The organism is Pseudoalteromonas shioyasakiensis (assembly GCF_022398475.1).
Classification (GTDB): domain Bacteria; phylum Pseudomonadota; class Gammaproteobacteria; order Enterobacterales; family Alteromonadaceae; genus Pseudoalteromonas.
The window spans coordinates 1-21,537 of sequence record NZ_JAKEVM010000072.1 but is presented as its reverse complement, the minus strand read 5'-3'; the positions used below and the strand labels follow the sequence as shown (position 1 = coordinate 21,537).

Annotated in this window: 22 protein-coding genes; 17 read left to right on the top strand and 5 right to left on the bottom strand. The window is 40.6% G+C overall.

What is annotated here, in order from left to right; genetic code table 11:
* Positions 1-65 precede the first annotated feature (65 nt).
* Entirely contained in the window at positions 66-1,463 is a 1,398-nt protein-coding gene (gene asnS / locus L1D51_RS13010; protein WP_054553906.1) for an asparagine--tRNA ligase, read from the bottom strand.
* A 271-nt stretch (positions 1,464-1,734) separates the two neighbouring features.
* On the opposite strand from asnS, the gene L1D51_RS13005 reads away from it, so the two are divergent.
* Positions 1,735-2,169: an ATP-binding protein gene (locus L1D51_RS13005; protein WP_054561441.1), complete on the top strand. Its 435-nt coding sequence runs from the start codon at positions 1,735-1,737 to the stop codon at positions 2,167-2,169.
* A 34-nt stretch (positions 2,170-2,203) separates the two neighbouring features.
* On the opposite strand, the gene bioA is transcribed toward L1D51_RS13005, so the two are convergent.
* Entirely contained in the window at positions 2,204-3,496 is a 1,293-nt protein-coding gene (bioA, locus tag L1D51_RS13000; protein WP_055021812.1) for an adenosylmethionine--8-amino-7-oxononanoate transaminase, read from the bottom strand.
* A gap of 98 nt (positions 3,497-3,594) precedes the next feature.
* Here bioA and bioB point away from each other — a divergent pair, with 98 nt between their 5' ends.
* From bioB to htpX, 5 genes are all read left to right on the top strand, one after another.
* Positions 3,595-4,635 carry a biotin synthase BioB gene (gene bioB, locus L1D51_RS12995; protein ID WP_054553903.1) on the top strand — a complete coding sequence of 347 codons (1,041 nt, stop codon included), beginning with the start codon at positions 3,595-3,597 and terminating at the stop codon, positions 4,633-4,635.
* Between the two features lie 7 nt (positions 4,636-4,642).
* Entirely contained in the window at positions 4,643-5,776 is a 1,134-nt protein-coding gene (locus L1D51_RS12990) for an aminotransferase class I/II-fold pyridoxal phosphate-dependent enzyme (protein WP_239963846.1), read from the top strand.
* Positions 5,773-6,564, top strand: coding sequence for a methyltransferase domain-containing protein (locus L1D51_RS12985; protein WP_055197052.1), 792 nt, complete (start codon positions 5,773-5,775; stop codon positions 6,562-6,564). Before L1D51_RS12990 ends, L1D51_RS12985 begins: the two co-directional genes overlap by 4 nt.
* Before the next feature lie 13 nt (positions 6,565-6,577).
* Entirely contained in the window at positions 6,578-7,261 is a 684-nt protein-coding gene (bioD, locus tag L1D51_RS12980; RefSeq protein WP_239963845.1) for a dethiobiotin synthase, read from the top strand.
* Between the two features lie 174 nt (positions 7,262-7,435).
* A complete protein-coding gene (gene htpX, locus L1D51_RS12975; protein WP_054561446.1) occupies positions 7,436-8,296 on the top strand; it encodes a protease HtpX in 861 nt (286 codons plus the stop codon).
* 38 nt (positions 8,297-8,334) lie between these two features.
* Here htpX and L1D51_RS12970 read toward each other — a convergent pair whose 3' ends face one another.
* On the bottom strand, positions 8,335-8,538 hold the full coding sequence (locus tag L1D51_RS12970) for a hypothetical protein (protein ID WP_054561447.1): 204 nt from the start codon (positions 8,536-8,538) through the stop codon (positions 8,335-8,337).
* 80 nt (positions 8,539-8,618) lie between these two features.
* Here L1D51_RS12970 and L1D51_RS12965 point away from each other — a divergent pair, with 80 nt between their 5' ends.
* From L1D51_RS12965 to L1D51_RS12950, 4 genes are all read left to right on the top strand, one after another.
* A complete protein-coding gene (locus L1D51_RS12965) occupies positions 8,619-9,098 on the top strand; it encodes a GNAT family N-acetyltransferase (RefSeq protein ID WP_055021807.1) in 480 nt (159 codons plus the stop codon).
* An 82-nt stretch (positions 9,099-9,180) separates the two neighbouring features.
* The gene (locus L1D51_RS12960) at positions 9,181-9,612 is read left to right on the top strand and encodes a DUF3859 domain-containing protein (protein WP_054553896.1); all 432 of its coding nucleotides are present in this window, start codon (positions 9,181-9,183) and stop codon (positions 9,610-9,612) included.
* A 21-nt stretch (positions 9,613-9,633) separates the two neighbouring features.
* A complete protein-coding gene (locus tag L1D51_RS12955) occupies positions 9,634-10,044 on the top strand; it encodes a GFA family protein (RefSeq protein ID WP_054561449.1) in 411 nt (136 codons plus the stop codon).
* 5 nt (positions 10,045-10,049) lie between these two features.
* Positions 10,050-10,361 carry an antibiotic biosynthesis monooxygenase family protein gene (locus L1D51_RS12950; RefSeq protein ID WP_239963844.1) on the top strand — a complete coding sequence of 104 codons (312 nt, stop codon included), beginning with the start codon at positions 10,050-10,052 and terminating at the stop codon, positions 10,359-10,361.
* Positions 10,362-10,896: 535 nt separating this feature from the next.
* Here L1D51_RS12950 and L1D51_RS12945 read toward each other — a convergent pair.
* Together L1D51_RS12945 and L1D51_RS12940 are read right to left on the bottom strand one after the other, a co-directional pair.
* Positions 10,897-12,105: a porin gene (locus tag L1D51_RS12945; RefSeq protein ID WP_105180844.1), complete on the bottom strand. Its 1,209-nt coding sequence runs from the start codon at positions 12,103-12,105 to the stop codon at positions 10,897-10,899.
* A gap of 171 nt (positions 12,106-12,276) precedes the next feature.
* A complete protein-coding gene (locus L1D51_RS12940; RefSeq protein ID WP_239963843.1) occupies positions 12,277-12,798 on the bottom strand; it encodes a TetR/AcrR family transcriptional regulator in 522 nt (173 codons plus the stop codon).
* Between the two features lie 206 nt (positions 12,799-13,004).
* Between L1D51_RS12940 and L1D51_RS12935 the strand changes: the two genes are divergently transcribed.
* The 7 genes from L1D51_RS12935 to L1D51_RS12905 all read left to right on the top strand — a co-directional run.
* Entirely contained in the window at positions 13,005-14,591 is a 1,587-nt protein-coding gene (locus tag L1D51_RS12935) for an ABC-F family ATPase (RefSeq protein WP_082401562.1), read from the top strand.
* A 261-nt stretch (positions 14,592-14,852) separates the two neighbouring features.
* On the top strand, positions 14,853-15,335 hold the full coding sequence (gene purE / locus L1D51_RS12930) for a 5-(carboxyamino)imidazole ribonucleotide mutase (protein WP_054553887.1): 483 nt from the start codon (positions 14,853-14,855) through the stop codon (positions 15,333-15,335).
* A 1-nt stretch (position 15,336) separates the two neighbouring features.
* Positions 15,337-16,485, top strand: coding sequence for a 5-(carboxyamino)imidazole ribonucleotide synthase (locus L1D51_RS12925; RefSeq protein ID WP_055021802.1), 1,149 nt, complete (start codon positions 15,337-15,339; stop codon positions 16,483-16,485).
* A gap of 154 nt (positions 16,486-16,639) precedes the next feature.
* Positions 16,640-16,870, top strand: a complete 231-nt coding sequence (locus L1D51_RS12920; RefSeq protein ID WP_054561456.1) for a DUF2798 domain-containing protein — start codon at positions 16,640-16,642, stop codon at positions 16,868-16,870.
* Positions 16,867-17,799, top strand: a complete 933-nt coding sequence (locus tag L1D51_RS12915; RefSeq protein WP_239963842.1) for a YeiH family protein — start codon at positions 16,867-16,869, stop codon at positions 17,797-17,799. Before L1D51_RS12920 ends, L1D51_RS12915 begins: the two co-directional genes overlap by 4 nt.
* Positions 17,796-18,959: an endonuclease/exonuclease/phosphatase family protein gene (locus L1D51_RS12910; RefSeq protein WP_239963841.1), complete on the top strand. Its 1,164-nt coding sequence runs from the start codon at positions 17,796-17,798 to the stop codon at positions 18,957-18,959. The genes L1D51_RS12915 and L1D51_RS12910 overlap by 4 nt, the downstream gene beginning before the upstream one ends.
* Positions 18,960-19,064: 105 nt before the next feature.
* The coding region (locus tag L1D51_RS12905; RefSeq protein WP_239963840.1) for a prolyl oligopeptidase family serine peptidase at positions 19,065-21,537 on the top strand (2,473 nt) is incomplete at its 3' end.

Here is a 21,537-nt window from a genome sequence, read left to right as displayed (position 1 = left end):
CATTTAATGATTTACACACAAAAAAGCCGCTCGAAAGCGGCTTTTAGACAATGTAGCGTTTCTTATTAGTAAGTCGCGCTGCCTTTTGTACGAGGGAAGGCGATAACGTCACGTACGTTACCCATACCTGTTACATATGCAACTAAACGCTCAAAACCTAGACCAAAACCTGAGTGCGGTACAGTGCCGTATTTACGTAGGTCGCGGTACCAGCTGTAATCTTCTTTGTTTAAGCCCATTTCTTCTAGACGCTTATCTAGTACATCTAGGCGCTCTTCACGTTGAGAACCACCGATGATTTCACCAATACCTGGTGCAACTACGTCCATTGCAGCGACTGTTTTGCCGTCTTCGTTTTGACGCATGTAGAAGGCTTTAATATCACGCGGGTAGTTTTTAATAACTACTGGCGCATTAAAGTGCTCTTCAGCAAGGTAACGTTCGTGCTCAGACTGTAAATCTACACCCCATTCAACAGGGTATTCGAACTTCTTACCACACGCTTTTAAGATTTCGATAGCATCTGTGTAATCAACTTGTGCGAAATCTTTAGTTACGAACTCTTCTAAACGAGAGATAGCTGTTTTCTCAACACGTTGTGCAAAGAATTCCATATCATCACGACGCTCAGTTAATACTGCATTGAAAACGTATTTAAGCATGTCTTCAGCAAGTTTTGCGATATCTTCTAAATCTGCGAATGCAACTTCAGGTTCAACCATCCAAAACTCTGCTAAGTGACGAGATGTATTTGAGTTTTCAGCACGGAAAGTCGGGCCAAAGGTATAGATTTTTGACATTGCTGAGGCATATGTCTCACCATTTAATTGACCAGATACTGTTAAGAATGCTTCTTTACCGAAGAAATCTTCACTGTAATCGATGTCGCCTTTATCTGTGCGTGGTAAGTTTTGCATATCTAAAGTAGACACACGGAACATTTCACCGGCGCCTTCACAGTCACTTGCAGTGATGATCGGTGTGCTGATCCAGTAGTAACCTTGCTCATGATAAAAACGGTGAATCGCTTGTGCTAAACAGTTACGTACACGGGTTACCGCGCCCATGATGTTAGTACGAGGGCGAAGGTGTGCGTGCTCACGTAAATATTCAATGCTGTGACGTTTCGCAGACATAGGGTAGGTGTCTGGATTCTCAACCCAACCTAATACTTCTACAGAGTTAGCTTGAATTTCGAAAGACTGACCTTGACCTGCAGAAGGCACAAGAACACCTGTTACAGATACAGAACAACCTGCAGTTAAACGTGTTACTTCATCATAATTATTGAGTGAATTAGGTACTACCGCTTGAATAGGATCAAAACACGAACCGTCATGAACGGCTAAAAATGAAATTCCTGCTTTTGAATCGCGGCGTGTACGGATCCAGCCTTTTACTGTTACTTGGCTGTCTACCGCAACCTTGCCTTTTAATAGCTCTGAAATCGCTAAATGGCTCATCTTCACTCCAATGATATAAGTTGCCTAATATAATAATGCTGTGCATTGCACTTGAATCGACTATCTTACCCTCGTAAATCAAATAAAAAAACTATTGAGGCGTACTCTTTAGTAGTTTTTCTTCAATTGAGTAAAATAGCAGCAATATTTTGCGTAAAATTTGCGTTTATTTAAATTCTCGCTGCGCTAATTGGTTATTTTGTGGCATTATTAACAATTCTCAATAGGATAACTGTCCTTTAGTCTTTAATTAAATTGTATAACAGGTGCTATGAAACAAGTTTTTATTCTTCGCGGCTTACCAGGCTCAGGTAAATCATATTACGCACAAAGCCTTGCTGATGAGTTGGTAGCTGGTAATGAAAGTGATTATGTCGTGTGCGCAACAGATGATTATTTTTACAATAGCGAAGGTGTGTATCAATTTGATAAGTACAAGTTATCTGAGTATCACAATCTAAACCTTGCACGCTTTATTAATGCCCTAGCAGAAGAAATCCCGTTAGTAATTGTTGATAACACTAATATTAAAAAGTGGGAATTTATCGCCTACGCACAAGCGGCCACTGCACTGGGTTATCAAGTAAAAGAAGTGATCGTTGGTGAAATTAAAGATAAATCATTGCAGCATCTTTACGCCAAGCGCTGTGAACATAAAGTACCGCTTCGAATGATCAGTAAAATGGCTTATATGTTTGAATGGTAAAGTTTAAAGGAAAAGGAAGCATTAGCTTCCTTTTTTAATACGCCTGTTGTTCAATGGCTGCATAAATAGCATTGCATAACTTAGTTAAGCTTTGTTCGTCGCTTATGTAAGGCGGCATCAAATAAATTAATTTACCAAACGGGCGGATCCACACACCTTGCTCGATAAAAAAGCGTTGAATTTTTGCTACATCTACACTTCGATTAAGCTCAACAACTCCAATTGCACCTAATGTGCGTACATCAACGACTGCATCAAGCGGCTTACATTTAGCAAGCTGGGTTGTTAGCACATCATTTATATGTTCAATTTGCTCTTGCCAAGGTTGCTCTAACAGTAAATCAATACTCGCGCAGGCTGTGGCACAGGCAAGCGGGTTACCCATAAAAGTTGGGCCATGCATTAATACGCCGGCTTCACCCTCACTAATGCCAACAGCGACTTTGCTAGTGGTTAATGTCGCTGATAGGGTCATCATGCCGCCCGTTAATGCTTTGCCAATACATAAAATATCAGGGTCTATGTTGGCGTGTTCAACAGCAAACAAGGTGCCGGTACGACCAAAGCCTGTGGCGATTTCGTCACAAATAAGTAAAACATCATACTTATCACAAAGAATGCGCAGGTGTTTTAAGTAATCAGGGTGGTAAAAATTCATGCCCCCAGCATTTTGTACAATGGGTTCAATGATAAATGCCGCAACATCTTGATGGTGAGCGGCAAAATAGCTTTCAAGTGTATCAGCTTCAGCAGAGCTAAACTCGCCATTAAATTTAGCACTCGGCGAAGGTACAAAAACATGTTCAGGTAAAAACCCTGAGTACATGCTGTGCATTGAATTAACTGGATCGCAAACGCTCATGGCGGCAAAAGTATCGCCGTGGTAGCCCTTAAGCGGCGTCATTAATTTTTGTTTGCTGGTGTAACCTTGGCTAAGCCAGTACTGCAAGGCCATTTTTATGGCGACTTCAACACTCACAGAGCCACTGTCGGCTAAGAACACCTTATCGAGTGACTTAGGTGTGATACTGACTAGCTTTTTACACAACTCAACAGCAGGTTCATGAGTTAAACCACCAAACATGACATGGCTCATTTTACTAACCTGTGTAGTGATTGCCTCATTTAAAACAGGATGGCAGTAACCATGAATCGCACTCCACCAAGAGGCCATACCATCTATTAGGCTTTCGCCTGTTTCTAAGAAAATACGATTTGCATTGGCATGACTGACTGGGTACACAGGAAGGGGCTGAGTCATAGAAGTATAAGGGTGCCAAATATGCTCACGATCAAAATCTAAATCTATTGGTTGTTTATTAATCATATGTAAACTTTATATCACTTCGATTCGTTGACAATGTTACGTCAAGTCGTAGACTAAGCCAATCAAACCGTCCCAATAATTTAAAAAAAGAGACTATTATGGAGCACGCAGTTGTCCGTCACGATTGGACTCACCAAGAAGTAAAAGCATTATTCGAAATGCCGTTCAATGATTTGTTATTTAAAGCGGCCAGTGTGCATCGTGAAAACTTCAACCCAAATGAAGTACAAATTTCTACTTTGTTATCGATTAAAACCGGTGCTTGCCCAGAAGATTGCAAATATTGTCCTCAGTCAGGTCATTATAAAACAGACCTAGACCGTGAACGTTTAATGGAAGTAGAAAAAGTGGTTGAGCAAGCACGTGTTGCAAAAGAAAAAGGCGCAACCCGTTTTTGTATGGGTGCTGCGTGGTCTGATCCGAAAGAACGTGACATGCCTTATATTTCAAAAATGGTAAAAGAGGTTAAAGAGCTAGGCCTTGAAACCTGTATGACGCTTGGAATGCTAGATAACGAAAAAGCCCATGCATTAAAAGACGCGGGCCTTGATTATTACAACCATAACCTAGATACATCACCTGAGTATTACCAGCAGATCATTACAACACGTACTTACCAAGACCGTTTAAACACTATCGATAACGTGCGTGATGCCGGCATGAAAGTGTGCTCTGGCGGTATTGTTGGTATGGGCGAGCAGGCAGCTGACCGTTTTGGTTTATTAATGCAATTAGCTAATTTGCCGCAGCAGCCAGAGAGTGTGCCAATTAATATGTTGGTTAAGGTTAAAGGCACGCCACTTGAAGATGTCGAAGACTTAGACCACTTTGAGTTTATTCGTACCATTGCTGTTGCACGTATAATGATGCCGAAAAGTTATGTTCGCTTATCAGCTGGTCGTACGGCGATGAATGAACAAATGCAATCTATGTGTTTCTTTGCTGGTGCTAATTCAATTTTCTACGGTGATAAACTACTGACTACAGAAAACCCTGAAGCAGACGCAGACATGATGCTGATTAAAAAATTAGGCATGAACCCAGAAACCCGTGAAGATTATTCTGATGAAGCGGTTGCAGCATCACTTTCATCAAAAGTTGCTGATAAAGCAACATCAGAACTATTTTACGAAGCGTAATATTTAAATGGCTTTTGATTTTATTGCCGAGCATCTTGTTGAGCGACAAGCAGATGCATTACTGAGAAAACGCCAACTTGTTGAGCAATCAAGTGGGCGCTTTATTCAGGTTGCAGGTAAAAAGTATTTAAATTTTGCCAGTAATGACTACCTTGGCTTTGCTGATGATTTTATTGAAATACAAGCGCAGCAACTAGGTAGCCACAGTTCAGCATTAGTGAATGGTTATAATAAACCACAACAACAGCTTGAGCAGCGTTTATGCGAGTTATTAGGCTATGAAAGCGCCATGTTATTTAATAGCGGATTTAGTGCTAATAGCAGCGTATTAAAAGCGCTGTTTCAAGATAAAAGCGTGGCGCAATCATCGGCAATTTTTCAAGATAAGCTTAATCATGCCAGCTTAATTGATGGTGGCCTTCATTCTGCCGCTGCCATGGTGCGGTTTAATCATAACGACCTTAGGCACTTAGAGTCTCGGTTACAAAAGTCAAAAGCAAAGCATAAGCTCATAGTGAGCGAAGGGGTGTTTTCGATGGATGGCGATCAAGCCCCCATTGAAGCACTCTGTAAACTTGCTAAACAATACAATGCGTGGCTGATGATTGACGACGCCCATGGCTTTGGCGTGTTAGGCGAGCAAGGCTTAGGGAGCTGTGAGGCAATCAAGCCTGATTTACTGATTATCACCTTTGGCAAGGCGCTAGCAAGTAGTGGCGCTTGCTTGCTTGCATCAAAGCAAATGATTGACTACATGTTGCAGTTTAATCGTGAATACATATATTCAACGGCGATGTCACCACTAATGGCAAGTTGTACTCTTGAACGACTCGAAAAGTTAATAAAAGCTGATAAGAGACGCTCTCAGCTGAAAGAGAATATTACCTACTTTAGAGCGCTAGCTAAAGAGCATAACTTAGCATTAATGGAATCAACAACGGCTATTCAGCCTTTGGTACTGGGCGATGCAGAACATACTCTTGCTGTTGCTAATAATCTTAAAAATAAAGGCGTGTGGTTAACTGCTATTCGACCTCCCACGGTGCCATTTAATACGGCACGACTTAGAGTAACCATAAGTAGCGCGCATCAAGCTGAGGATATAAAACAGCTGGTTTATTCGCTAGTGGAGTGTTTATGAGTGTTCAACTGCAAGCGCCTTTAAGCTTTCAACACAGTAATAAGCTAACAACACAAACTAAGTTCTCTAAAGCGGCTGCAAATTACGCGAGCCATGCTAATGTTCAAAAACAAGCGGCTGCGCACTTATTCAAAATGATGGCCAGTAAACATCAGCAGGGTACTTGCCTTGATTTAGGTGCTGGGCCTTTAGTTAACACGGCAATGCTTAAAACACACTTTGATACTGTATTGGCAATGGACTTAAGTCATTCCATGCTCAGCACAGAACAAAACCCGCATTGTTTAAAAGTGTGTGCTGATATGGACAACCTACCATTACAGCAAAGTTCGCTAAATTGTGTGTTTAGTAATTTTGCAATGCAATGGTCTGCTGATTTAGAGGCACTACTTAAAAATCTTTTTTCCGCATTAAAAGCGGGTGGTAAGGTTTATTTAAGCTGCGTGGTAGATGGATCGCTCAAAGAAATCAAACAGGCTTTTGCTTGTTTAGATGAGCAAAACCATATTAATCAGTTTCATTGTGCTAGTCACATTATTGAGTATGCAAAATTGGCGGGGTTTAAACTCAATTTTGCCGCTGATAGATGTTATATAGATGCCTATAACTCTCCTTTAGATGCGCTGCGGTCGATAAAAGCGATTGGTGCTACCTCATTGCAAACTAAGCAAAAACGCCAAGGGTTATTAACGAGGCAGGCACTTAATAGTGTTTGTAGGGCATACCCTCTGGTTGATGGGCATGCTAGAGTGAGCTATCAAGTTGTCCTTTTAGAACTAGAAAAATAGAATTAACTCAAAAATGAAAGAATTTTTTATCACGGGTACAGACACCGATGCCGGAAAAACCCATGTCACCAGTTTATTATTAAACTTACTAGCGCAACATAAACAGCGTGCGGTGGGTTTTAAACCCATTGCAGCAGGTGCAGAAGAAGCATTTGGACAGCTAGTCAATGATGATGCATTAACCTTAATGGAAAGCTCATCAATTGGGGTTAAATATAACATAGTTAACCCCTTTACCTATGAGCCACCCATTGCACCGCATATTGCAGCTGCCCTAGTAGGTGACAGACTGACATTTGCTAAACTTGATGTTGCTTATGCAAATGTAAAAGCACTCAATACCGATTATATTCTTACAGAAGGTGCAGGCGGTTGGTGTTTACCTATCAACGAAACCGATTTACTCAGCGATTGGGTTAAATCACAAAACCTTAATGTTGTGCTAGTAGTAGGCATGAAGCTTGGTTGCCTTAATCACGCACTATTGACAGCTGCTCACTTTAAAGCGCTCGGTGTAAATTGTGTGGGTTGGATAGCAAATCATGTAGACCCAAACATGCGTGAACAAGACGCCAATTTAGAAACTTTAAAATCAGCACTACCTTTCCCGCTTTTAGCGATTAGTCCGTATACAGACGGCACCCCTAAATTAAAAATTTACAAAACCTTACTTGAAATTTTATCTATCAACCCATAATAATTGAGTTGTTACTTTTGACATACTCTGTCACAATTGGTTGCAATTAGTTCCTTGCAACCAATTGCATAAGCCCTAAACTGAGTTGGTAGAGTACCCAGATAATTTTATTAACTAACGATTTTTAACCATGTCGTTAGTTAATACAATTGGTATGTTTATTCTGAGGTTTTTATGAAGCGTGTATTTCTGTTTCTACTTACAAACTTAGCGGTAATGCTAGTGTTAGGTATTGTGTTGTCTATTGTGATGAGCGTACTGGGTATTAGCCATCGCAGTTTAGGCGGCATTTTAGTTATTTCAACCGTATTTGGTTTTGGTGGATCGTTTATTTCGTTATTTATGTCGAAATGGATGGCAAAAAAATCAACCGGTGCACATGTTATTGAACAGCCTCGTTCTGAAACAGAACAATGGTTGGTTTCAACGGTAGCTGCGCAAGCGAAAAAAGCAGGTATCGCGATGCCAGAAGTGGCTATTTACGATAGCCCTGAAATGAACGCATTTGCGACCGGCCCAAGTAAGAACAACTCGCTGGTGGCTGTGAGCACAGGTTTATTACACAACATGAATCAAGATCAAGCTGAGGCGGTATTGGCTCATGAGGTATCTCACATTGCAAATGGTGACATGGTAACGCTTACTCTTATTCAAGGTGTAGTGAATACCTTTGTTATCTTTATGGCGAAAGTATTGGCAGGTATTGTTGATAACTTCCTTAATAGTGATGAGGAAGAGGGCGGTAGTAGCTGGACATACTTCTTGTTCGATATGATTTTCCAAATGTTATTTGGTGTTCTAGCAAGTGTGATTGTTGCTTACTACAGCCGTAAACGCGAATTCTCTGCGGATGCGGGTGCAGCAAAACTAGTAGGTGCAGATAAAATGCGTAGCGCCCTTGAGCGTTTAAAACAAAACCACCCATCACAACTAGAAGGTTCAATGATGGCATTTGGTATTGCAAGCGGTAAAGGTGTTGCCGAGTTATTCTCATCGCACCCACCACTTGATGAGCGTATTAACGCATTACGTTAATTTTAAACACAAAAAAGCCAGCATCAAGCTGGCTTTTTTTATTGTTGATTTTTCTCTCGCTCGAGTTGTTGTGGTAATAATACCTCAACAATTTCACGGGCCGGTAAGGTATACCTTACGCCATCAAACATCACAGAAGTATGCTCATCGATACTGGTGATCCCTGTTAAGGTCCAGCCTTCACCGCGTTCTTTACAGTATACTGTGGTGGTAGGTTGAATTACTTTAAATTCTTCACTCATCGAACTTAATCTAATTGCTTGAAATTGCGTTTATAGTAAGACAATAATGCCAGCTCATAAAGCAAAAAGAAGAAATTAACGTGTCTAGCCACGATGACTTAGCCTTTGACTTACGCCCAATTCGTCATAGAGATTGCCAAGCGATATGGGATATTTTAAAAGATCCGCAAGTACAAACGTTTAATGATTACGGCGCTGATATAACGAAAGGTGACGTGTACGACTTTATTCAAGGCGACATAGAACGTTTTTATAATCAACAAGGCATTCGTTTAGTTATTGTTTTACGAAGTAGTGGGCAGGTTATTGGCAGCGTAGGCATATTTAACATAATTGACGGGCAGGGCATGTTGGGATTTGAATTGGCATCGCAATACTTTGGCAAAGGAATCATGCAAAAGGTACTAGATATGCTATTTGATAAACTGACGACCTTTGTACCTGCTCCGCTAAACAGTGTGTTAGCTTTAGTTAACCCAAATAATAGCGCAAGTATTAAACTTTTAACTAAATGTGGCTTTCAACAACATGACACTCACTGGGTAAAATACGTTAGCTAATTACTATAATAGTACAATCTTGTTCTGCTAGGGTTGCTACTATAAAATAGCGCCTTATTTTAAAAAAGGAGCGCTTGCAGCTATGGCAAAAGCCAAACCAATTACCAGTATTGAAAGTTACGGCATTTACAGTCATTGGGATGCAAAAGAAAAAGACCTGCCTCAAATCACCGAGTTTACAACAGACGTTCCTGCACAGTTAGATATTGAATTTGGCTTTATTGTTAATATTAAAAAGGCCAAAGGACAAAAAATTAAATTTTGCGTTTACCACCCAGATATTCCGGATGAAGATGGCGAGATCATGCCACCGTTTGAGGGCGAACAGTACGTTAAAACAAACGATTGGCAGTTTTATTTAGGTGATACGATATGGGCACCTGTTGATAATAAAGTAGGTATTTGGCGCATGACTATTGAGTTAAATGGCCATATAATTGCTGATAAATCCTTTAACTTATTAAAGGAAGCCGAAGGCACTGCCACTGAATTTTGGAAGCATCGCGGTTATTAATCTTTAAACCTGAGAGGGACTATGTATCAAGGAAGTTGTTTGTGCAGCAAAGTAAAAGTAACTATTGCTGGTGGCATAGACTCAATTATTCATTGTCATTGCTCCTTATGTCGTAAAAACTCAGGCACAGCCTACGCAACCAATGGCTTTATTCAACGAGATGGTTTTAACCTCACAGAAGGAAAGCAGCATCTAAGCGCGTTTGAATTTAAACCCGGCAGAATTCGTTATTTTTGTAGCTGTTGTGGCTCACCTATTTATAGCGAGAATAAAGATGACCCAAGCCGCTTACGTATTCGCTTAGGTTTATTAGATAGCGATATAAACGAGCGCCCGATTAGCCATAACTTTGTAAGCTCTAAAGCAAATTGGGATACGTTTAACAAAGAAATCCCATGTTATGATGGTTTTGAACCAAGTAGAGGGAAGTAACAGCCATGATAGCGAATACACCAAAACCGCCATATTACGCCGTGATTTTTACGAATACCTTATCAGATGATACCGCCGGTTATGAAGATGTGGCCAATAGAATGGTGGAACTTGCAGAGCAACAACCTGGGTACTTAGGTATGGAGTCTGTTCGTGATGGTTTGGGTATTACGGTGTCGTATTGGCAAAGCTTAGATGCAATAAAAGCCTGGAAACAAAACGTTGAGCACTTAAAAGCCCAACAGCTCGGCAAAGACAAATGGTACAGTGCGTTTACAACGCGTATTGCTAAAGTAGAACGTGATTATTCATTGTAATAGCCATTAACCACAAAAAGAACACATCATACTAATTTGGGGTTAATTTCAATCTCAGCAAATCCTTAAATTTAAGCTTTTTAATAAGCAGGGTAAGTGTGTAGGATCTAAAAAGGAGCTCATGAAATAATTAGCCACAATCACATTATTTGGAAGCGAAGAGTCAAAAGGGTTTAAACGTTTGATTCCAAAAAACACTCAATACTTGTTTAACTTAAATGTGCTTAATGTAACTAGCATCACACCAATAGCAAAGCCCATTACTAAACCACCTGACAAATCTGAACTAACACCAAATACCGTATCCGATTCTCTGACATTTGTTAGCCAGTGAAAGAGCATGAACGAAACGCTAGATATTGATGAAAGTAGAATTAGCTTTACCTTGTTAGACACAACAACCTCAAATATTGACGTATTTTAGTTTTATGGTTGTTAAGTAATAGCAGACGTTGATTGATATTGCGAACAATCTTGAAAGTGTGCAATTGGATTAGAAAAAAGCCCACAATAGTAGGCTTAGTGTTTATCGTAACTACAAAGTGTAATTAAAACCAATGGCAATACCATCATCTTCAGTTTGTGACATCTGTGCTTCTTGCTCTGCGTCATTACTCGAGAAGTCGCTAAAATCTTTACGAGCTTCAATATATAAAATGGTGTCTTCTGCCATAAAGTAGTGCGCACCTATCACAGCAAATTGGCGTTTAAACACATCTTCAGGGTCGGCATTAAAGTTCGGCTGAATAACATAGTCACTACCTGCATCAAATACGTTGTAAGCAACAAAAGTACGTATGTCATTATCAAAGCGGTAGCTTAAAATTGACTCTAAACCAACAGCATCTTTTATTAAGCGGCCTAAGTTGTCGGTATCGTGGTTTTCGTTTTTATTTATATTCGCTGATGCATACCAACCCGGTTTATAAAAATCACCATAGGTAATGCCCATACCATAAATTAAATCGTTTACTGATTGATTTCTGCCACCGGCATACACAATATCAAACTGGCCACGGTTAACACCGGCAGTAACTTTTAAATTAGGGCTAACCGAGTAGGTGAGTGCGGCCCCATAAGTCGAGTTAAATTCTACTTTTTGTGCAGCATTGTTTCCTTGGTTCCAAAGTACTTCACAAGAGCTTCTTGAAATATCAACGATGTCGCAGGTATAAAATTCATCAGATTTTAGCTGTGCTTGAAGTGCTAAATGAAAATCACCCCAGGTATTTCGATACTGCAGTACTTTATCGCCGCGGCCTGTACCATTCACAGCACCATCATCTTTATTGTAGGTATAAACACCTGCAGCGTTACCATCCCACACTAAGCTGTAGTTGGTGTTGTAAACAACGTCGTACCATGCGCCCCATTGTTTACCTAATGTCACTTGGCCGTAATCGTCATGTTTAAGGCCAACATAACCTAAGCGGTTATATAAAAACTCATCTTGAATAGATTCAAAGCGATTGCTGTAAACGATATCGCTGCTACCAACAGGGTTTACACCCCATTCAAGCAAAGCAAACGCTTGCCAGCCGTTTTTTAATTGGCGCTTAAAATCAAAATTAATGCGTGATGCACCGTTTACTACCTCAGTTTCGCCTTGCGTATTAATCACCCTTGCATCGATAAAGCCACCAACAGTAACGCTATTGGTTTGATCGTTATAGATCTCGATGGCATTGGCTGTAGGTATGGCAAGCATGCCTGCAACAAATAAGGCAGTGTGTGTTCTTTTCATAAAGTACCTTGATTAAATATTGTCCCTAATAGGTATAATTTAGTTAAGGAACGGAGATTATCAAAGCTAAAATAGGGTCAAAAGTGAAAAATTATCATGCAACAAACCGACTTCGAGGAAAAATTATTCACTTTAGGTTCACTATATTGAATTATCAATGAGTTACTAAGCCTAAAAAATAGACACTTTCTGGCTTAGCGTTCTGAGCATAAGTTTAGTGTTTGGGGTTTCGGCGCCTAAGCTATACAACAAGGTCATAAAATAGCAGTCGAGCAATATAGCTGCTTTTACTTTATTAAATTGCGGTTGGTCGGCAAAAACCAATGATTGAATTAGCTCCATGTGTTGTTGCTGGAATGATTGCGAAAATAATCGCTGGCTAAAGAGCACTTTATAAAAGCGGTGATGTAAACAATAAAACTGATAAAAATATTGTGCGTAATGATTAATCTTTAAGCGAGCAGGGCGGTGTATGTCGGTTTCTTTTGCGCGCTCTAACACATCATTGAATTTATCTTCGAGGCAAGCTTCTAAAATAGCCACTTTATCTGCAAAATGATTAAACAAGGTGCCAACCGCTATGTTGCTTGCTGCTGAAATTTGCCGTGTAGAGGTATCGTTAAACCCTTGCTCAGTAAAAAGGTGCCAAGCCGCATCTAAAATACGTTGGTGAGTGTCTCCATGTTTGCTCATTCTTAACCTACTGTTTGTATTTAGTTATTTTAAAAGTGAGCGTGCTCATATAATTAAGTGAGCGCGCTCACTAAAGGTAGTCGTAAGTGTTGATCTTGTAAAATTAGCCTGTGTATTTAATTAAACTTTCATGGCGTGCCAAGCGGCTTTAGTTTAAAATTGCACGCAGTTTCGTTTTTACTTTTTACCCGCTGGAGGGTACCGCTATCATTAGTACAGCTAATATCACCATGCAATTTGGTGCTAAACCTTTATTCGAAAATATCTCAGCAAAATTTGGCGATGGTAACCGTTACGGTTTAATCGGTGCGAATGGCTGTGGTAAATCAACCTTCATGAAAATCCTAAGTGGTGAACTAGAGCCATCTTCAGGCAATGTCAGCACAGATCCAAACGAGCGTATTGCTAAACTAAACCAAGACCAGTTTGCTTACGAAGAGTTTTCTGTAATCGACACAGTGATCATGGGACATAAAGAGCTGTGGGAAGTAAAAAAAGAACGTGACCGTATTTACAGCTTACCTGAGATGAGCGAAGAAGACGGTATGCGTGTAGCAGACCTAGAAACTGAGTTTGCCGAAATGGATGGTTACTCAGCAGAAGCTAAAGCAGGTGAGTTACTAATTGGTGTAGGTATTGGCACAGAGCAACACTACGGCCCTATGTCTGAAATTGCACCTGGTTTTAAACTGCGTGTTTTACTTGCGCAGGTGCTGTTTTCTGATCCAGATATCATGCTACTCGATGAGCCTACCAATAACTTGGACATTTACACCATCAAGTGGCTAGAAGACGTGCTAAACCAGCGCGACTGTACCATGATCATCATTTCGCACGACCGTCACTTCTTAAACTCAGTATGTACACACATGGCTGACATCGATTACGGCGAGCTTCGTATTTACCCTGGTAATTATGATGAGTATATGTTCGCTGCAACGCAAGCTCGTGAGCGTCTACTAAGCGAAAACGCGAAAAAGAAGAGCCAAATTGCCGAACTTCAACAGTTCGTATCGCGCTTCTCTGCGAATGCTTCAAAAGCAAAACAAGCAACATCACGTGCTAAACAAATCGATAAAATTCAGCTTGAAGAAGTTAAAGCTTCTTCTCGTCAAAGCCCGTTTATTCGCTTTGAGCAAGAAAAGCAATTATTCCGTAATGCCTTAGAGCTAACAAATTTAACACAAGGCTTTGAAGAAACATTATTCAGTGGCCTTGAAGGCCTAGTTGAAGTAGGCGAGCGCATTGCAATTATCGGTGAGAACGGTGTTGGTAAAACCACACTATTAAATACCCTTGCTGGTCGTTTAGCACCAAAACAAGGTGAATTTAAATGGTCTGATAACGCTAATATCGGTTATTACGCTCAGGACCATGCTGACGAGTTCGAACAAGACATGAACTTATTTGAGTGGATGGAACAATGGCAACAAGAAGGTGACGACGAACAAGTTGTTCGTAGTTTCTTAGGTCGTATGCTGTTTTCACAAAACGATATCAAAAAGTCAGTAAAAGTGATTTCAGGTGGTGAGCAAGGCCGTATGCTGTTTGGCAAAATTATGATGCATAAACCAAACATCTTATTAATGGATGAGCCAACCAACCACATGGATATGGAATCTATCGAAGCGCTTAACTTAGCACTTGAAGCATACGAAGGGACATTATTGTTCGTATCTCACGATAGACAATTTGTATCATCGCTTGCAAACCGTATTTGGGAAATCAAAGACGGTAAAGTTATCGACTTTAAAGGTACATACACTGAGTACCTAGCAAGCAAAGAAGCTTAATTAGCTGATGAGTGATTAAAAGCCATGCATGTCATGGCTTTTTTGTGCTTCTATAGTCGCATCTTGATGTGGTCTAAGAGCGATTTATACTGCGTTATCGATTTTAACAATAGAACCTCTATTATTTGCATCAACGCCTTGCAAAATCGCTTTTAATTCCAACTGAAACTCGCATCTTGATGTGAGTTAGGTATATAATACCCGCCACAAAATAAGGACAAAAGTCCGCTTTTTAGAAAACTATTTAACTGAGGTGTATTTATGACTGTTGGCATTATTATGGGTTCCAAATCAGACTGGCCAACGATGGAACATGCGGCGTTAATGCTAGAAAAATTCGGCATTGAATACGAAACTAAAGTTGTTTCTGCTCACCGTACCCCTCAATTACTTGCTGACTATGCAAGCTCAGCTGCAGATCGTGGCATTAAAATTATTATCGCAGGCGCCGGTGGTGCTGCGCACCTACCAGGTATGGCTGCGGCGTTTACATCACTGCCGGTTTTAGGTGTACCAGTTAAGTCTAAAACACTTAATGGTGTTGATTCATTATTATCTATTTGCCAAATGCCTAAAGGTGTTGCGGTAGGTACTCTTGCTATTGGTGAAGCAGGCGCTGCAAATGCTGGCCTTTTAGCGGCACAAATTTTAGGTTGCCAACAGCCTGAAATCTTCGCAAAAGTAGAAGCTTTCCGTAAAGAACAAACAGACACTATCTTAGCTAACCCTAATCCTGCAGAGTAATATGAATATTCTAATTTTAGGTGCAGGTCAGTTAGCTCGCATGATGAGCTTAGCGGGTGCACCGCTTGATTTAAATGTTGTTGCCTACGATGTGGGTAGTGAAAAAATCATTCACCCATTAACTGGTGAAGTTCATAACAGCACATTACAACAAGCTATTGATAACGCAGACGCGATTACAGCAGAGTTTGAACACATTCCTGATGATGTACTTACATTATGTTGTCAAAGCAATAAGTTTTATCCGGGTAAAGCGGCAATTAAAACAGGTGGCGATCGCGCACTTGAAAAAGCATTACTTGATAAAACAGATGTTGAATGCGCGCCTTACCAGCTAATTACAGAAAAAGCGCACCTTGTTGCTGCCGTAGAGCGTTTAGGCAAGCCACTTGTGATCAAAACTTGCCAAGCAGGTTACGATGGTAAAGGTCAGTGGCGCTTAAAGTCTGATGATCAAATTGACCAAATCTGGTCAGAAATGGCAGATTTCATAGCATCAGGCACTGAAAGTGCGCCGCATTCTATTATCGCTGAAAAGATGATCCCATTTGACCGTGAAGTATCTATCATTGGTGCACGCGACAAAGCGGGTAACACCGTTATTTATCCATTGACTGAAAACCAACACACCAATGGTGTACTTACGCTTTCAGTTGCGGGTAAAGAAAAAGCAGCAATTCAAGAACAAGCAGAGCTGGCATTTAACAAGTTAGCGCAAGAACTTGATTATGTAGGTGTATTAGCAATTGAGTTTTTTGATGTACAAGGTACGTTATTAGTAAACGAAATTGCACCACGCGTTCATAACTCAGGTCACTGGACACAGCAGGGTACACATTGCTCACAGTTCGAAAACCACATGCGCGCTGTTGCAGGCCTACCATTAGGTAGTACAGAGTGTCTTCGTCCTACTGCTATGATCAACGTATTAGGTCAGCCTTCAATCCCACATTCAGTACTCGCAACGCAAGACGTTACTAGTCACTGGTATGGTAAAACGGCTAAACCGGGTCGTAAGATGGGTCATATCAATGTATCGGCCGATAACCTTCACCAATTAGGTGAGCGTTTAGCGGCACTGGCTGAAATTCTGCCAGAGCAAGACTACCCAGGTGTAGCAGCTACCAGCACTCAACTTATTTTAAACTAATCAGTTTAAATTCTTAAAAGCCGAGTTTATCTCGGCTTTTTAATCGCTATTATATATCCACAAACTTCGCTAATTTTGTACCTCTTGTCTCAAAGCACTTGCGTCAGGAACATCTTGCTATAGACTAATATTTTTATATTAATATTAGTTCGTTATGTTACATCCTCGATTTAGAACAGTCGTATTTGCGTTCTTTATGGCGCTGTTTATGTCTGGATTTATGTCTTTAGTGATCAGCATCTTTAACGTTGGTTTAATCGATAACATTGCAACCATTTGGCTTAAAGCATGGGCTTTTGCATTTTGTGTGGCATTTCCTACCGTTATTTTTGTTGCACCTGTGGTGCATAAGCTAACCAATAAACTTATCAGAGCTCCGTTGTGATAGCCGAACGCCCAAAGCAATTTCTTTTTATTACACTATTTTTAGTATCAGCATTACCATTTGTTGGCTCTGCTACGGCACTTGTAGTAGGTGCTTTATTTGCAATGATATTGGGTAATCCATTTGCAGCACAGTCACAAAAAATAAGTAAATGGATGCTAAAGTTGGCGGTAATTGGCTTAGGTTTTGCTGTTGACTTTAATCAAGTAATAGAAGTAGGGCGTAGCTCTATTGTGCTTACTATTGTCAGTATTACCGCTATTATTGGCCTTGGTGAAATTTTATCTCAGTTATTTAAGTTAAATAAAAACACCGGTGTACTTATTTCATTTGGTACTGCCATTTGTGGTGGTAGCGCCATTGCTGCAATGGCGCCGGTTATAAAGGCCAAAGATCACGAAGTAGCTATATCACTCGCTGTGGTGTTTTTATTAAATGCCCTTGGCTTAGTGTTGTTTCCGATGATTGGCCATTACTTTGGCCTGACTGAGCAACAATTCGGTGTTTGGGCTGCACTTGCGATTCACGACACAAGTAGTGTAGTGGGGGCTTCCGCTGCGTATGGCGCATCAGCGCTTGCTATTGCCACAACCATTAAACTTACTAGAGCGATGTGGATAATCCCTTATACAAGTATTGCGGGTGTGTTTTGGAAATCAGATGAAAAAGCAAGTATCCCGTTGTTTATATTTGGTTTTTTAGCGGCGGCGCTGATTAATTCGAGCTTTCCTGAGTATCAAACACTGTGGCATGCACTCAATGTTGGTGCTAAACAAGTGTTAGTAATGACCTTATTTTTGATTGGTAGTGGTTTATCTATTTCAGTCTTAAAACAAGCGGGCATTAAACCTTTTATCATGGCGATGATCTTATGGATCATTGTCAGCAGTATTATTTTACTACTTATAGTAGACGGATTTATTTCATGAAAAACGCTTTATTAACTTCTTCAATAGCAGTGGCTGTAGGCTTATTTGCAAACAATGTATCGGCTGCTGATTTACGTGTTGCTACCTTTAACGTGAGTATGGATGCAACCAACTATGCTAAAAAAGGCGAAGCAATAGATAAAGACGCTTTAAGCAAAGCATTAGCGAGCAACCACCAGCAAATTCGCAATATTGCCGAAATTATTCAGCGCGTAAGACCTGATGTAATTTTACTCAATGAGTTTGATTATATTGATGCCGACAAAGGCATTAACGTATTTCGTAAAAACTACCTGCAAGTATCGCAAAATAAGCAAGTTGCCATCGATTACCCGTATTACTTTATTGCACCTGTTAACACTGGTTTACCTACTGAGTTTGACCTAGACAACGATGGTGTAAAGGGGCATTACAAAGGTGACGCACACGGCTTTGGCTTCTTTGAGGGGCATTATGCAATGGCAGTATTGTCGCGCTACCCAATCGATTTAGATAAAGCGCGTACATTACAAACATTCAAATACAAAGATATGCCAAATGCACAAATGCCTATTGACCCTAAAACAGGTAAAGACTGGTATTCTGCTGAGGAATGGCAAGCAATTCACCTAAGCTCTAAGTCTTTTTGGGATTTACCAATAGATGTAAAAGGCAAAACGTTTCATTTGCTTGCATCGCACCCAACGCCGCCTGTTTTTGATGGTGACGAAGACCGTAACGGTAAGCGTAACCACGATGAAGTACGCCTAGTTGCTGATTACATTAACAATGCTAACTACATTTACGATGATAAAGGCCAAAAAGGTGGCTTAAAAGCGAAAAGCCGCTTTGTTATTGTAGGTGATTTAAATGCTGCGCCAGAAGGGGGTAAAGCACGCCCTAATACCACAGACCAAATTTTAAAAAATCCATTAGTGAATACTTCTTTTACGCCAACAAGCAAAGGCGCTAAAGAGTCGTATAAAGAAGCTTACGCTAAAAACTATACCGCTTATTGGCAAGCTCGTGCTGATTACGTTTTACCATCAAATTATGGTATTGAGATAAACGATGGTGGAGTTTTTTGGCCACAGAAAAACTCTGAACTGTTCCGTTTAATTAAAGATCGTAACGCATCATCTGATCACCGTATGGTATGGCTTGATATCAGCTTAAAATAAGCTGTTATTAAACGGAAATCTTTGGCTGTTTATCCTATAAAAATTGCTATTTCATTAGTGCTTCTGCTTAAATAGGGCGAATTATAATAACCCGTAAGAAGCACTATGAAATTCAAAACCACTGCTAATAAAACGTTAGTGGCTCTCGCAGTCGCATCTAGCTTCATGCTAGCAGGTTGTCAATCAACCGCCTCAACGCCTTCTGAAGAACAAGTTACCAATGTAGCACCAGTTGTTGTTACTCCTGCTGATACAGGTTCAGCTGAAATCACGTTAGAGCAAGCAATGGCTCACCCTGATTGGTTAGGCCGTCAGCCTGAGCGTGCTTTCTGGAATGGTGATTCTAACAGCATCGTTTATGCACAAAAGCAACAAGGCAATGAGTTACGCGATTTATACGTTCAAGCGGTAAATAGCCAATCTGCATCACAATTAGCGTTAAACAAACTACACACTGTAGGCGCTAAAAATGCCGTTTATTCTGCAGATAAAAAGCAACAGGCTTATGCATTTGAAGGTAATATCTTCGTTAAAAACCTAAGCACTGGTCAAATTACACAAATCACTCACGACAGCGCACAGCAATCAAAACCACAGTTTTTAACTGATGGTAGCCTTGCATATCGCCAAAGTAATGCATTTTATAAAGTTGATTTAGCAACGGGTCGTCAAGTTGAATTAGTTAACTTACACCTAGACGATGCACCTAAAGGTGTACAAGAGCCAGACACTTACATTGCAAAAGAGCAGCACAAACTAATTGATTACATTGCGCTGACGCACAAAAACAAAAAAGATCGTGAAGAGCGTAAAGCACAAATTAACGAGCAAAACGACAGCATTGCTAACGCACAATTTTATTTAGGTAAAGGTAAGCGTTTAGCCGATGTACAGCTTTCACCAAATGGCCAAGCCCTTGTTGCAGTAACCACAGAAAGCCGTTCATGGCGTGATGAAGGCGATATAATGCCTAATTACATTGCCGATGATGCACGCGTAAAAGCAGAAAAAGTACGCCGTCGTGTTGCTGATGAAAAACCAATCAGCTCAGACGTTGTTTACATTGACCTTAAATCAGGCGAGCAAACAACCCTTGCATTCGATACCTTACCAGGTTTTGATGAAGACGTACTTGCAGCAGTTAAGAAAGAAAACTACGCTCGTGATGGCAAAACTTATAAGTCTGAAAAAGCACCACGTGCCATCAACTTAATGATGGATTGGGGCTGGGACCAAAGTGCAATCCAATGGAACACAGATGGTTCAAAAGTGGCTCTTATGCTTGAAGCATGGGACAACAAAGACCGTTGGTTAGCCACTGTTGATACACAAAACAACAAACTTGTTTCGCAGCACCGCTTACACGACGATGCATGGGTAAACTATGCATACAATGATTTTGGTTGGTTGAACAACTCAGACACACTTTACTATTTATCTGAAGAGTCTGGTTACAGCCACATTTACAAAAAGCCACTTAATGGTAAAGCAACGCAGCTTACTAAAGGCCAATTTGTTGTTTCTAACTTAACGTTAACGGCTGATAACTCAGCGATTTACTACAAAGCAAACGTTGAGCACCCAGGTCTTTACGAAATCTATCGTGTAAACCCTGCAACCGGTGAGTCTGAGCAAGTAACCAACCTTGATGGTATGACTGATTATCAGTTAAGCCCAGATGAAAGCAAACTATTGCTAACTCATTCAAAAATTATGTCGCCGCCTGAGCTTTATGTTGCTGATGCAAAAGCAAATACCCAAGCAACTCAGTTAACGCACACAGTATCTGACGAGTTCTTAGCGAAAAAACTAATTGCACCTAAGATTGTTGCTGTACCTTCAAGCCACACTGATCAGCCAATTTATGCAAAAGTATATTACCCAGCTGATTATAAAGAAGGTGAAACAGGTAAAAACCGTAAAGCGGTTATCTTTAACCACGGCGCTGGTTACCTACAAAACTCACACATGGGTTGGTCTGGTTACTTCCGTGAGTTTATGTTCCACTCACTATTGGCTTCAGAAGGCTACGTAGTAATGGACATGGACTACCGTGCATCGAAAGGTTACGGCCGTGATTGGCGTACAGCTATTTACCGTCAAATGGGTACACCTGAGATTCAAGATTTAGCAGATGGCGTAAGCTGGATGGCAGACAACGCAAACGTAGATACACAAGCTGTAGGCACTTATGGTGGTTCTTACGGTGGTTTCATGACGTTTATGGCGCTATTCACACAACCTGATTTATTCAAAGCAGGTGCTGCACTTCGTCCGGTAACTGATTGGGCTCACTACAATGGTCCGTATACGTCTAACATCTTAAACCACCCAGATGTTGACCCAATTGCCTATGAAAAGAGCTCACCAATTTACTTTGCTGAAGGTCTTAAGAGCCATTTATTAATTAATGCGCCTATGGTTGATGACAATGTATTCTTCCAAGACTCAGTACGCTTAGTACAGCGCTTAATTGAGCTAGAAAAAGAAAACTTTGAAACAGCTATCTTCCCAGTTGAACCACATGGTTTTGTACAACCATCAAGCTGGTTAGATGAATACCGCCGTATTCATAAGC